Origin of the sequence: Bathymodiolus platifrons methanotrophic gill symbiont (assembly GCF_002189065.1) — a bacterium.
GTDB lineage: Bacteria > Pseudomonadota > Gammaproteobacteria > Methylococcales > Methylomonadaceae > Methyloprofundus.
Map to the genome: position 1 here is coordinate 1 of NZ_BDMN01000132.1, position 14,363 is coordinate 14,363.

10 protein-coding genes and 1 pseudogene are annotated in these 14,363 nt (G+C 39.9%); 3 read left to right on the top strand and 8 right to left on the bottom strand.

Annotation, left to right across the window (positions count from 1 at the left end; genetic code table 11):
* Window positions 1-63: 63 nt before the first annotated feature.
* Window positions 64-3,576 (bottom strand): exodeoxyribonuclease V subunit beta, encoded by a 3,513-nt coding sequence (gene recB / locus CDZ78_RS08400; protein WP_230990980.1) that lies wholly within the window; start codon window positions 3,574-3,576, stop codon window positions 64-66.
* Entirely contained in the window at window positions 3,566-6,718 is a 3,153-nt protein-coding gene (gene recC, locus CDZ78_RS08405) for an exodeoxyribonuclease V subunit gamma (RefSeq protein WP_087869619.1), read from the bottom strand. The genes recB and recC overlap by 11 nt, the downstream gene beginning before the upstream one ends.
* A gap of 338 nt (window positions 6,719-7,056) precedes the next feature.
* Between recC and CDZ78_RS08410 the strand changes: the two genes are divergently transcribed.
* A complete protein-coding gene (locus CDZ78_RS08410) occupies window positions 7,057-7,377 on the top strand; it encodes a hypothetical protein (RefSeq protein WP_087869620.1) in 321 nt (106 codons plus the stop codon).
* 27 nt (window positions 7,378-7,404) lie between these two features.
* Here CDZ78_RS08410 and CDZ78_RS08415 read toward each other — a convergent pair whose 3' ends face one another.
* The 4 genes from CDZ78_RS08415 to CDZ78_RS08430 all read right to left on the bottom strand — a co-directional run bounded on the left by CDZ78_RS08415 (window position 7,405) and on the right by CDZ78_RS08430 (window position 11,835).
* Entirely contained in the window at window positions 7,405-8,121 is a 717-nt protein-coding gene (locus tag CDZ78_RS08415; RefSeq protein ID WP_087869621.1) for a DNA/RNA non-specific endonuclease, read from the bottom strand.
* Window positions 8,122-8,156: 35 nt separating this feature from the next.
* Entirely contained in the window at window positions 8,157-8,429 is a 273-nt protein-coding gene (locus CDZ78_RS08420; RefSeq protein WP_087869622.1) for an oxidative damage protection protein, read from the bottom strand.
* 1 nt (window position 8,430) lies between these two features.
* Complete coding sequence (gene mutY, locus CDZ78_RS08425) at window positions 8,431-9,474, bottom strand: A/G-specific adenine glycosylase (RefSeq protein WP_087869623.1); 1,044 nt, start codon at window positions 9,472-9,474, stop codon at window positions 8,431-8,433.
* A gap of 171 nt (window positions 9,475-9,645) precedes the next feature.
* Entirely contained in the window at window positions 9,646-11,835 is a 2,190-nt protein-coding gene (locus tag CDZ78_RS08430; RefSeq protein WP_087869624.1) for an AsmA family protein, read from the bottom strand.
* Window positions 11,836-12,105: 270 nt separating this feature from the next.
* On the opposite strand from CDZ78_RS08430, the gene CDZ78_RS08435 reads away from it, so the two are divergent.
* Window positions 12,106-12,339 carry a hypothetical protein gene (locus CDZ78_RS08435; protein ID WP_087869625.1) on the top strand — a complete coding sequence of 78 codons (234 nt, stop codon included), beginning with the start codon at window positions 12,106-12,108 and terminating at the stop codon, window positions 12,337-12,339.
* Between the two features lie 77 nt (window positions 12,340-12,416).
* Here the strand turns inward: CDZ78_RS08435 and CDZ78_RS08440 are convergent, their stop codons facing one another.
* Window positions 12,417-13,022, bottom strand: coding sequence for a peroxiredoxin (locus tag CDZ78_RS08440; RefSeq protein WP_087869626.1), 606 nt, complete (start codon window positions 13,020-13,022; stop codon window positions 12,417-12,419).
* Window positions 13,023-13,447: 425 nt separating this feature from the next.
* On the opposite strand from CDZ78_RS08440, the pseudogene CDZ78_RS08445 reads away from it, so the two are divergent.
* A pseudogene (locus tag CDZ78_RS08445) lies at window positions 13,448-13,843 on the top strand (hypothetical protein); the annotation flags it as partial.
* Between the two features lie 15 nt (window positions 13,844-13,858).
* Here the strand turns inward: CDZ78_RS08445 and CDZ78_RS08450 are convergent.
* On the bottom strand, window positions 13,859-14,363 hold a 505-nt coding region (locus CDZ78_RS08450), incomplete at its 5' end, for an IS66 family transposase (RefSeq protein ID WP_140413939.1).

Sequence of the window (14,363 nt, forward strand, 5' to 3'; positions counted from 1 at the left end):
GATATTAAACCTTATAATAGTGGCTTTCGGTTTTTTGCGACAGAACCAAAATAGTTTATTGGGTCACCCTGTAGAAAACAATTCAGCCAACTCATTAATTCGCTGTTCATCAGGCATACCACTATAGACTCCACTCATTGCTTGCTCTTCCTGCATGCCACGTACAAATAAATAACGTATGCCGCCAAAATGTTGGTCAAACTGATAGTCAGGTAGGCGTTTTTGTAAATATTGATGTAGCACCACGCTATACAGCCAGTATTGTAAACCGTAATTATGTTCGCGCATGGCCTGAGTTAGGCTTTCTGGTTGATAGTCGTTTAAAGCATTACTTTTATAATCCAGTACATAGTAACGGTCTTTATAACAAAAAATTAAATCAACAAAACCAGTTAAATATCCTTGCATCTGTTTGTCTGATAAAGACTGAAAAGCTGGACAGTCTTGCAGGATAAAATTAATCTCTTCTGTTGCAAAACTGGATAGGCTTAAATAAAAAGGCATTTCCTTTAAGCAGGCTTGTTCATCAAGGTTGGCCAGGCAAAACTCGGGGTCGTCTTTGCATAATGCTGTGCTCACTGTCTGATAAAGTAGCTCATTTATAACTTCAGGGTGATCAACTTTTAGCCCATAATGCTGACAGGCTGCATCTCGTTGCTGAGCTATTTCTTTTCGTGCTGCAAGCGCAGTAAAACTAATATTTTCCAGTAAATCATGGATGACATTACCCGTATGTGCGCCTTTAGCTAATTCTAAAGGAGCCTGATCGGTAAGAGGCATTGTATCATTGCTTTCTTCTGCTTTATCCAGGGGTAATTCCGGGGCTTCATGCAGGCTTAAATAGGATAAGGCGGTATAACTGCTCATTTGCCAGCTACTGTATAAATGGCGCTTTTGTGCGGGTACTGATAAAGCTACATTTAACTCTGTTTCTTGATAAGTTCCCTGTATGCTATTAGTTGTTTCTATCTGTTGATAGGCAAAACTATCAGGATATTGGTCTGCTAATTCCTGTAATACGGCTTGTTGTTCGCTAAAGGAAATATCAGCTTGTCCATATAATAGATAGGCCAGAGCCGATTGGTTTGGCTTATTGCTTGAGCGACTATCCAGCCAGGTTATATAGCAGCGAAATTTTGCACGAGTTAGCGCAACATAGAGTATGCGTAAATCTTCAGCTAACTCTTCTTCCTGCGCAATATCCCTGTGTTGTTCAAACAGGTCTGATCCTAAATCAACCAGCATTTCATCCTGTGCATGACAGGTAATGGTCAGCTTTTCTTTGCTTAATCGATCACTACGTGACCAGAGATAAGGGCAAAATACAATCGGGTATTCCAGTCCTTTTGAGCGATGCATAGTAATGATTTTGACTGCATCGGCATCGCTTTCCAACCTTAGTTGCTGCTCGTCACTGGCATTTTCTGCTGTAATCGCCGTGCGTAGCCAGGCTATGGTCTTCTGTAGCCCTAAATGCTCATCCAGACTAGCTTGTTGTACGAGTTCCAGAAGATGATGCAGGTTAGTGATTTGTCTTTCTGCCTGAGCAGTCTGGGTTAGGTGTACGCGGACATTTTCCTGGCTTAAAAAGCGTAGCATCATGGCCATAAAACCTTTTTTCTGCCAGAGCAAATGGTATTCCTGAAAGCGGTTTATCCAGGCACCTAATTGTATTTCATCATTTAGTGTGCGATATAACTGCTGCCCATCCAGAGCAAACCAGGAAAGGCTTAAAGCCTGCTTTAAGAGGGCCATATCACCGGGCTGCGCTAGAGACTGCATTAGCTGGTGTAAATCATGTGCTTCAGTGCTGGAAAATACGGAGGCGGTACTATTTAAAATGGCAGGAATACCAGCAAGATTTAAAGCTTCCTGATATAGTTCAGCCTGGTTATTGGTACGTACCAGAATAGCAATATCGGCTGGTTTTACCGGACGTGTTGTTTTATCGCTTTGTAAATTAACCTCACCGCTCAATAAGTTTAATATTTCACTGGTGACTGCTATTTTAACTTCATCAGCTGCCTTGCCATTTGTCCAGTACCCGGTTTTGCTTTCACTCTCTGCTAGTTGCCATAAAGCTAAAGGCGCTAGGGGCTGATTGTCTTTAACTAAAGCTCCATTTGTTGAATCCAGGGCAGGTGTAACACGATTGAATTCTAAGTCCTGAAAAACAAAGGGATTATCACGTTGACTAAATAACTGATTAATTGCCTGTACTAAATCAGGGTGTGAGCGCCAATTATGCCCTAAAGTATACTGATGCTGTGCTTGTAGTTTAGCCTGTAAATATGAATGAATGTCTGCCCCGCGAAATTTATAAATCGCTTGCTTAGGGTCACCGATTAAATATAAATATTGTTCCGGGTCGGCAAATAAGCGTGAGAAAATCAGCCATTGATTTTGGTCGGTATCCTGAAATTCATCAATTAAAGCGATACGATACTGCTGGCTAATCGCCTTGACTAATAGCTCCCCGCCAGCGTTCGATAGTGCCTCTGCGGTACGGGTAATCAAGCTATCATGAGACATGATGTTTAGTTGCTGTAGGCGCGTTTCCAGATTGTTTTGTAGTTCTGCAGCGAGCGAGCGGCGAAATATCAGGCCGACTTTCTGGCTAGAGTCAGCTAAAAGATCAAAGCTGCTGCTATCAAAATCTAGTTGGTCTTTAAATTTAACACGTATTTCTGTGCCCAGATTATCGCTGGTTAGCAGTTTGAAGTCGGCTTCTTTGGGGCATGGACACAGAAAATGCTCAGTAGACTCTGCTGTTGCTTCTAGCCATTGATTTAGACGTTGATAAGCTTCCGGGAAATTTTCTGTAAATGACTTTTTAAAATAACCCAATTCAACGGACTCTAGTAACACATTAGCTTGTTTATCGAGCGCGGCTTTGGCATTCCGCGCCTGTTTTCTAATCTCTATTAATAGACTATCTAAGTCTTCAGGTTCAGGGTAGATAGTCAGAGCCACAGGATATCTTCCCAGACTTGCTAATAATGCGTCGGGCGTATCGTACTGATGACAAAGCAATGATACTTCCCAGGCATCGCGAGGATATACCTGGGAGCGCCAGAAATCTTCTACCATTTGTTGTTGTACCGCAAGCGTCTCATCGCTGAGTTCAACATCAAACATTTGTCCGCTTTCTAAAGCATGTTCTTTGAGTAAGCGCTGACAAAAACCATGTATGGTGAAAATTCCCGCCTTATCAATATTTAATAACGCATTGTTTAAGCGCTGTATGGCAAGCTTTTCATCTATTTCAGAGTTTGCAATAAGTTCTTCAGCCCATAGCCTGATATTATCATCTAGCCCTGCCGGTGATTTTCCAGTTAAAAATTGCTTTGCCTCAACCAGGCGGGCGCGTACACGCTCTTTTAATTCTTTGGTGGCGGCTTTGGTAAATGTAACAATCAGAAGCTGATCAATTGTGTAGCCATGTTGCACCACAAAACGTAAAGCCAGCATAGCGATAGCATAGGTCTTACCCGTGCCCGCGCTAGCTTCTAATAAATTAATACCTGGCTTTAATTCGGTGGCGATAGGGTTGAAGTTCTGATGATTAATTTGCATTGACTAGCTCCCAGATGGGTAATAACAAGTGCTGACAATAATCTTCAAACTCGCTATTCAATAAATTATCTACTGTCTCTAAATTCTTATAAAGCAGTTGTAACTCTGGCTCATAGACTTGCTCTATAGTATGGCTTAATGCTTCTTGAGCCTTAACGATAGCAGAGACTGAACTCCGGCTTTTGGGGCTGTTTAATGCCTGTTGTTGTTTGATATAAGCAAAAGCGGCTTCGGTAAAAAAAATATCAGGTTGACTTTGTCCTTGTTGATAATAATCAATAAATTGTTCTAACTCGTGCCCTTGAACATGTTCAGGCAGGAAGCTGATATAGTTATCCTGACTAATTAGGTGGGTGACATGAGGTTTCTGTCGATTAAGAATTAAATGTTGTAGCCAGGCAATAATAAAGTCTTTTCCCTTTAAGGGTGAATAACGATAAATTAAGCTGGCCTCTGAGTATTGATATGCAATTGATCCGATGAGGCGTGTAGAACCGATGTATAAGTCAATAGCAACCGGGTCTGTACTGATTCCTGCATTTTTGGCTTCAATTTTCTCGACAAAATTTTGAATTTCCTGGTCTCGCGCATTAAATTTTATGACACCTAGTTCTCCAGAAATCCAGCGCCCCTGAGCTTTAAGCTTATTTAATGATAAATTTCCTTGCTGTAATTTTGCCTCGATCCATTGATGATTGAGCAGATAGCTATCCATGCCCTCAATACTCAAAGGCTCATGTTCTTGCTCATCACCCTCAATACCTTGCAGTCGGATATTAAGCCGTTGCTGTAAAAAATATTTTTGTGGATGACGATAAAAACGCAAAAGGTCTTGAATCTCTATTAGCTCTTGTTGTTCTGCTTGTATCTGTCCCTGCCACCAGGGGGTGTTTTTAAGTGTATTCTGGGTTAAGGCTTTGTTCGTTGCAAAGTCAGTTTTACTATAGCTAATTAAAGCTTTATCACCCATAAAATAGCGTTGACTAAAGCTTTGTAGCGGGTGTTTGGTAATTAAATTATGCAATTGATAATGTGTTTGCATAATATCCAGTAACTCGTGAATGACTACTGATGCTGGTATCTCTTCATTCTCACTGATTGACTGGCCGATATAGGTCATAATTATTTTTTCACGAGCCGAGAGTAGAATTTCTAAAAATTGATAGCGGTCATCAGCTCGTCGTGAACGATCCCCCGGCTGAAAATCCTTCCCTAATAAATCAAAGGTAAGATGGTGGTCGATATGCGGAAATTCACCCTCATTCATACCTAATAAAGCAATGACTTTAAAGGGGATGGTGCGCATTGGTAACATCGAGCAAAAGGTGAGTTGGCCACGTAAAAAACCATTGGAGGATTTAGTCTCTTCAACTCGTTCTTCCAGCCAGGCTAAAATAACGGCTAATGGAATGGGTTGATCATGTACTGTCGCGAGTGATTCTTTGAGTTCCAGAAAAATTTCATTCATCTGCTGTTTTTCTGTTTGCTGGGTGGCAGCATCAATGCTTTCAGCAGGAAATAACAAATCGGCATAAGTCAGTAAATGAGCTGCCCATTTTTCCAGACTATAACTTTTAGCGAGCTTTTCACTGGCTCTACACAGTAGTTGGAGAAAATCATGCAGGCCACCCAATGCCAGTGCGGTGGAACCTTCGATTTCACTATAAGGCAAAATGCTGGCAAAAAACTCATCTTCGTTACCGACTGCATAACCCATTAACAGGCGATCTAAACCGGCTTGCCAGGTATTTTCAGGAGATTCAGGTAAATTAAGCTGTTTTTTATGCGTAGCTGATTTTCCCCAGCGTATATGTGTTTCGGCAACCCAGTGGCTGATTAATTCCACATCATTTTCAGTTAAACCAAAGCAATGATAAACTTCAGGCTGGCCTAATAAATCAAGCACTTCCTGCCAGCCAAAACGACTTTGTGTTAAACGTATAAAGCGAAGAAAGGCATCAAAAGTACTATTGCTACTGCGTAAACTACGATCAGCAATAGCATGCTGGATATTATCAAATACGCCACGGATAAAGGGGGCATATTGCTGTATATCCGGAGCCATTACCACAATGTCACGGAGCTCCAGGTTTGGGTCGGTTTCTAAAGCATGTAATAACTGATCTTTTAATACTTCCACTTCCCTCATGCGTGAATGACAGGAATGAATGCTAATAGAATAGTCATTTTCTATGGCAGTCACAGTAGTAATATTATGTAATATATCATTTTGCAATTGCTGTAAATTACTGGGGGATTCTGCCTCACATTCCTCAAAACTATCAAGCTCGAGGGTAAATGCTCGATCGAGTAGCATTTGCTGAAATTCTCTGCCTTGTTGACCCAGGCTGGCTAATAAGGGATGGCCATTTTCGAATTCTTCTAAATCAGCCCGTTTTCTAGCGACGATATCTGCCCAAAATGCTTGTGCGGGGTTAAGCAGGTAGAAATGTACGTTAGTATGCCGCGCTAGCCCTTGTAGAAATTCCATAAATAACGGTGGCATAGTATTTAAGCCAAAAATAGAAATTCTTTCAGGGAGTTTCTGACTTAATGCGCCTTCTTCCAGGGAGTTAAATTTAGAAATGGCTTGTAGCCATAATGCGCCACGGTGTTGATCACCTGTCTGCTCAATTAATCTTAACCAGAGAGCTTGCTGCCATTTTTCATTATCTGATGAATAGTGTAACTTCCCCTGTTGCCAGTCATTTAACAGCTGCGGACGCATCATCTGATATTGATCAAAGATTTGCGCTAAATGCGAGGCCAGTTGAAAGCGTTTTAAATCAGTATTTTCACCACTGATATAATGCTTAAGCGCAAAAAAAACAGGTTCTTCTAGGTCGCGTAATAATAGTTCAAAGCGCCACACCATCAGTTCACGGTCAAATGAGTCTGCTTGTAGTTGTTGGCTAATCTCTCTTGCCATCTGGCTAAAAAATTTACCTGGAAATAAAAAATTAAAATTAGCAAAAACCTGATTTTTTGTTGCTAGTTGCTGTGCTAGCCAGCGTTCCATTCCCTGGTTTTGAATTAAAAAAACTTCTTTACTAAAGGGGGAGGATAACGGTGCGGTGCAGATAATGGCACTTAAATGCTCAAGCAGGTTTTCTGTTTTATTGGAGCTGTGTAGGATAAACATGGGCTTCCAGGTAGAGACGGGCTGTAGGTGATCATACAAAAAGTACCCTGATTACGTATGACTCTCAGCTACAGTAGAAAAGTAGCATGTTTAAAAACCTCGACATTCCCGAAGTCTACCCAGTCAAGCGTGGACACAAGCTTTATCGGGAATTGTACTAAACCGACGAGATTCCTGCTAAAAGCTTGCAGGAATGACGGAGAATGGCTGAGAATTATAGGTAATCAGGAAAAGTATTGCTTATGTTAAGGGTTTTTCAGTTCCACAATCAACTGTTATGCTAAATATTAGCACAGGCTGCACTGATATTTCGTGTTCTGAAGCCTAATGGGGTGTTTGTGGGTTCAGTGTCCTACCTGGAGCCTTATCATTCATACAGTATTTTTAATTTTACACCGTATGGAGTGGTTCGAGTATTTGGTGATGCGGGGTTTGAGCTTGAAGAGATACGTCCAGGAGTGGATGCATCGGTGCTGATTAATCGTCAGTTACTCAATCGTTCCAGGATATTACGCCCTCTATGGCAGCGTAACATTTTTTACGGAATAACCGGGCTAATTGGCAGGGTCTTTAGTTTGGAGCATCGTGAGCGTAACTTTCTGAAAATTCAGTTTTCAGGGCATCTGATATTTCTTGCCAGAGCTCCTAGAGTACAGTAGAGGTTTTAAACAGCGGTAAAGTGTCTGTTACCAGATTTTTCTGGTTTTATTTTTTTCTAGCGTTATTTTTTTACCAAGCAATTGGTTCCACAGAAAAATCCCCGCCATTTTTTCCACAACCGTAGTAGGCACTTGAAAAGACTCCAATGGATTAGTGGCTTTTTTATTGGGAATAATGAAAGACCACATATGCAGCCTACCTTTTTTATCTTCCGTTAGAACCGATTTAAAATAAGCATTGGGGACAGGTAGTGTCACACCATTGCTATCATTTGTACCAATCCTTGAAACTGGAGTATCAAAGTCAAAGATAGGGCCACTAATGACATAGGTTTCATAAATATCTTTCTGGGCATCAAGCTCTCTAATAGCTAATTCAAGCTTCTTCCAGATATTGCGATTAAATTTTGGATCCTGAGGCGTCATATTAGATAGCAAAAAAGTTTCGCTATTTTGAATGACTGTATCATTCTGGTTTGCACTTGCAACTAAATGGCCGCGGTCATAGCCTGAATTTTTGTACTCCACTAGATCTGTCCTGAATATCTCTGGAATACGGTAGTCAGGGCGAAAGTTGTCCGTCCTTTGAATATCAATCGTCTTCTGGTCAACGATCTCAAGCGCCCATTTGGCTTGCCTGAAATAATATGAATAGCCCAGTATGTAATGTCGGTTGAACAATATTTGATCGGCAACCGGCATACCATAGCGGGCTTCGCTTCTTATATTAGGGATATCAATCATGATCTTAATTTTATTCTTTAAGCTTGGGTCATTCTCTAGCTCTTAGGCGGAACATATCCTTCAGGCATTTGAAATCCAGAGCCAAATAAAAATTTCTCTCTTTCCTCTTCAATCATCTTTTTTGCTTTAGGCTCAAAACTTGCCAGACGGTTTTCATTGATCAACATAGTTTGCATGCTGATCCATTCCTTCCAGGCTTTCTGGGACACATTGTCATAGATATATTGTCCTTTTATACCGGGGAAAGGTAATGAGTCCAAACCTTCTTCTTCTGTACCTAGTTTTACACAGTTTACTAATCTTGCCATTTTAATCCTTGTTTAATTCATCAAATAATTGTTTAACAGGCGCAGGTAGCGCAATATTTTTAGTCTGCCAATGTTTATACCAGAGTGCTGTTTCTGCTTCCAGCACATTATTTATAGGGTTATCTACATAAAGTAAAATAGGCTGGTAATCCAGGTGATAGTGGGAAAACGTGTGTCGTCTTGTTTCCATGAACTGTTTTTTAGTGACCACTATAGGTTTTGTTAATAGCCAGGCGTCTAATTCTGTATGACTAGCTAATTCAGGGACACTCCATAGTCCACCCCAGATACCCGTGGGTGCTCTTTTATTTAACAGAATTTGCTTATCTTTATTAATTATAATAAGAAAGAGACTTTGTTTAACAGGTATTTTTTTACTTGTTTTAGGGGTAGGTAATTCATGTACTCGCTGCTGTTGCAGTGCCAGGCAATTTGACTGTAGTGGGCACTCAGTACATTTGGGTTTAGAGCGTGTACACACGGTAGCGCCAAGATCCATTATGGCCTGCGTATAATCTGCAATACGTACTTCCGGAGTATATAATGCGCTTATTTCCCATAGTTGCTTATTTATTTTAGTGCCTCCAGTCCAGCCTTGTATGGCTTTAAATCGGGCTAATACTCGGCGTACATTACCATCAAGAATCGGCTGGCTTTTGTTAAAGGCAATACTTAAAATAGCTCCCGCTGTTGATAAGCCTATACCTGGCAGGGCAACTAAGCTTTCTAAAGAGTCTGGGAACTGACCTGCCTGTTCAATAATACCTGCTGATTTATACAGGTTTCTGGCGCGTGCATAATAACCTAGCCCAGCCCATAGACTGAGTACTTCATCCAGTGGAGCATTAGCCAGAGTAGATATATCAGGGTATTGTTGAATGAATTTATTAAAGTAGGGGATGACTGTTACAACCTGGGTTTGTTGTAACATGATTTCAGATACCCAGACTCGGTAAGCCGTGGCGGGGTGTTGCCAAGGCAGGTCTTTACGGCCAGACTGATCAAACCAGTTAAGTAGATTTTTGCTGAAGGTGTGTGAGTTCATTAAGCAGTTGTAGTTTAGTTTTTTCTAGTCTTGTCTTGGCAGAGCTACCTTAAAAGTAGCATTTATATGCTACTGCAGAAGGATATGAGTAGACTAAACATGGGATTCATATCCTCTCAAAAAACTAATAAACCTGGAGATTAGCTTCTGTTTATTCAGCAAAAGCCTGTTCTATTGCGCTATTAAAAAAAAGCCTTTTAAAAGCTTATTGATGGCTTTACCCGAGCCCTCACCTAAAGCTTTATCAATGTCTTTTTCGCGTTTATTAATAAATTTATCCACTTTTTTCTTTTCTTTGTCAGTCATCATTGACTCTATCGATTGTAAATCTTTAGGGTAGCCTACGCTTGGGTTAGAGAGGGTTCCTTGTACATTAATTGCAATGGGGCGGTTAGCAATATTTTTGCCGCCTTTTTTGAGTTTTGCGATTACCTTATAATTCAGTGCTTCATTAACTAAATTTACGGTTCCTTTCCCTGTTACTTCAATAGTTGATGATTTTGCTAGGAAATCAGGGTTATTAATCAGCCCTTTTTTTACGCTAGCTGTGCCTTTAATCACGCTAAATAGAGTCTGTTCATCAGTATAATTTTGCTGCATTGCTTTACCCGTCAGAGCTAATGCGCCAATATCAATTATTTTCTGTAAATTAAAGCCTCTAACAGCCCCTTTTTCTAAGGAAAAATTCAGCTTACCGCCCAAGCCTGATTTTATCGCAGTGATTGTATTGCCTTTAGTCTTTAGATTAAGTGCAATATTTGCCCGCCCTTTGAGTTTTGCTGGGCTATTTGGCTGTAAGTCATTTAATAATGGTTCTAGTTGTACGCCTGCTATTTTTTCATTTAAGGAAATACGGGGTGATTTACCTTTTGAATTGATGCTGAGTTGTCCTTGGTAATGACCTTGGTAAAGTTGCTTAACTGCGTGTTTAGTGCGCAAAACTCCATTCTTTGCCTGAAGGTTTAAGCTGACCCCAGCCATTTTTAATTGTGCGACTTTAAGCTTTGCGATATTTAAGTCGCCATTAATATTTAGGCTGCGCAAGGTATCGATTGGGAGGAGTGTGGTTTCTTTGCCAGTAGTGGCAGTTGTCGTTGTGGCGACCGGTGCATGTGCAGATTGTTTTTCCTGTTTGGGTGCACTGTAACGGTCAATATCAATATCATCAATAGAGAGCTGAAAGGTGATTGCGGGCTGGTTAAATTGCTTAACACGGGTATAGCCATTAATCTGCGTGTCATCTAGAGTGATGATTAGGTTTTCTAATGCAATGTCGTTGGCCGTTCCTTGCAGGTTAAAACTCATGGCCAGTTTTTGTAAAACCCGCTTATCAGCTGTTTCAGGAGCAGTCATAGCTAGTTGCTGCATCAGGCTTTTCGGGTTAAAAGCGGCAATCTGTATTGTGCCGGTATAATGTGGGGCAGTGTTTAGTTGGCTGGTCTTGATTTCACCAGTCAAGTTAATGGTATTTGTATTAAGTTGTAAATTCTTAAGTGCTAAGATTTGTTTTTGTGTATCCAGAGATATTTCAGATAGAAGCTGTACATTGAATACTCCTCCAGGAATCGTTTCCCCCCTGGTTGTGGAGTCTAGCTTAAAGTTATTTAATTGAATTTTGTGTAATGTTTCATCAATTATCAGGTTAGTTGATAAAGCTAGATGCTCTGTTATAGCAGGCTGCGTATTTTTCAGTAAAAAAGCTATTTTAATTGCAATAGCCTGGTTAAAAGCAATGGCACCAGTACTAAAGTTAAAATCTTTAATAATAATATGTTGCCCTGATTGCAGATCATTCCAGCTAACTTGAGAATTTTCTATAGTCAGGCCACCAATTTTTAACGATGATAAATCTATAGTGTCATCTTCTTCCTGCTCTGGAATCTGTGTTTGTTCTGCTGAATTGCTTTCTACTAGTTTTTGTGCAACTTTTTCAGCTGGCTGAGCAACCGTTTCTTTGGGTGCAGTCAGGTCATCCCAGTTACTAACTCCTTGTTTGTTTTTTTCCAGATGTAGTTCCAGTCCTTTTAAAACAATGGTGCTCACTTCTACATTTTTGGAAAATAAAGGCAGTAATTTAACTTTAATATCGGCTTCACCAATAACCGCAAAGGATTTTTCTGCAAATCCCGGGGCATTACTTAATAGTATTTTTCCTGTAGATGCGCCTAGCCAAGGGAAAATGGATAAGTTCAGGTCTCCTTCTATCTTCAAACTCCGCCCGGTTTTTTCCTGAACCGCTACTTCTATTTCAGTTTTATAGTCGTTTAAATCTACCGCGAGTGGAATTATTATGACCGCGGCAATAATAAGTATCACCACTGAAGAAAAAAATATCAAAATAATTTTAGCTAACTTTCCCATTTGTTTATCCTTGTTGTAGGTAACATGTAAACCAATTGATGAGCTTTATTATCATACGGAAGCCTTGGTATGTCTGATGTGTGATCCTGATGATTGGCTCAAGATTGGCGCTGTGGAAGATTATAGGTACTTGCAAATATATGATAAAAAGTAGACCACCAAAGAAAAATTACGGTAAAGTGTGTAAAACTTTTTAGGTGAGACTTTCAATAAATATTTTATTTGGTAATTCTAAATGAATTACCATGACAAGCAACACAGGATTAAATAATGTTAATTATACTGGCAGCCATCATAACCGTTGTTGTTTTTTACCAAACCGGGAAAAAAAATGGCGAAAACGGTATCAGGTGGGCGCTTATTGGTTTCTTTGGCTATGTTTTAGGCTATATGATCTCGTGGGTGCTGATAGGAGAAACATTTATTTCTATTTTTATAGGTTGTGTCACCGTTTATTTTTCTCGTATACAGCTACTAAAGATGCTGGCAAGAAAAAAGGTCTGAGTTAACCGGTAATTTCAGGCATAAAAAAAGCGGACTATTTTAAAATAGCCCGCTTTTTTATCTGCTATAAAACTGACTTATAACTTATCAGCATTTTCGCTCAAGTATGATGCAACACCTGCTGGAGATGCATCCATACCAGCATCACCTTTATTCCAGCCAGCTGGGCAAACTTCACCGTGCTCTTCATGGAATTGTAGGGCATCAACCATACGTAACATGTCATCAATATTACGACCTAAAGGTAGATCATTAACTACTTGATGGCGAACCATACCTTCTTTATCAATTAAAAAGCTACCACGATAAGCTACTGCTGGTGCATCAGCTTCTACGTTATAATCTTTAACAATGGTATGAGCCATATCAGCTGCCATTGTATAACGAACAGGACCAATACCACCGTCATTGATGGGTGTATTACGCCATGCGTTATGGGTGAAATGAGAATCGATTGAAACAGCAATGACTTCAACACCACGACTAGTGAAATCGTCCATTCTATGGTCTAGTGCAATTAATTCGCTAGGGCAAACAAAAGTGAAATCTAGTGGGTAAAATACCACAACTGCATATTTACCTTTTGTTGCGTCTGAAAAGCTGAAAGAGTCAACAATATCGCCATTACCTAAAACAGCGGGAACCGTAAAATCCGGTGCTTGCTTACCTACTAATACACTCATGTTCTTCTCCTAAGATTGATGCTAGTACAGCAGCTCACATGTTAGATAACAAAGCACCATCAGCCCTGCAATCTTTTATCGGAAATCTATAGCAAAAACTAGGTTCCTGTAAAAGCATATAGGAAAGACGATGCCTTAATGATATGAACGTGAGGAGCGATGTACTAGTGAATATGCTCTAAAATTATGCCCATGCAAAAATGGGGTTAAGGAATTCTACACTAAAATGCTAGGTATTTCACAAAACAGAAAACATTTTCTTTTTTTGTTGCCAAAAATCAGATAATCACAGAGTGTCAATTTGATGACAGTTTCAACAAATTGCCGATTATCCGATAAATGAAAGAAGAAAAGTTATTTGTATTTCAAAGCTTACGAAATGATTTATCGAAAAGTAAATTTCAGATATAACAGAGAATCTTACTATGATAAAACATAAAGATATTACAGAGCCTGATCCATTTGGGTTTCAAGTCAGGATAGTACGACGAGGTAAAGAAAATAGTCGATATTTTTCTCATAAATTATGGGGTAGTAAATTTAAATCGATTAAAGCGGCTATTGCCTGGCGTGATCAAATGTTAATTGTATTAAAAGGCAGTAAAACCCGATTTTTAAAGCCGCCTAAAAATAAAACCACAACGGGGTTAACCGGAGTTTCCAGAACTATTAAGTTTGATCGGAGAAAAGATAAAAGCTATCTTTGTTATACCGTTTTCTGGGTTTCTAATGGAAAATCTAAAAATAAAACCTTTCAAGTTGGAAATGTAGAAACAATTTCAGCTGATGATGAATTGGTAAGCGTCGCTTCTTCCCACCTAGACAAGCTACGCCACTTACTTTAAAGGCTTGATTTTTTCAGTCAGGTTCCAGGGTAAAAACTGATCCAATGCCTCTGGCTTATAGTGCCTACCAAGCTTGGGTAGTGCGGTGAGTAAATACTTTAAGTAATCAAAAGGCTCTAGGTTATTGGCTACCGCTGTCTGCACAAGACTGTAAAGTAGTGCGCTGGCATTAGCGCCGCGTGGAGTTTGATTAAATAACCAGTTTTTACGGCCAATCACAAACGGCTTGATATGACGTTCCGCTGCATTATTATCAATTTGTATATTACCATCATCAATATAGCGGGTTAGGCTATCCCATTGGTTAATGGTGTAACGAATGGCTTTACCGATCGCACTATCTTTTGCCGTTTTGGTAAGGTTGTTATCACACCACTGTTTTAAATCTTCCAGCAGAGGTTTGCTTTTTTCCAGACGCAACAAATAACGTTGCTCTATTGTCAGGCCTTTGAATTGTTTTTCTAGTGCATACAAGCGAGCAAACTTGCGTAATGCG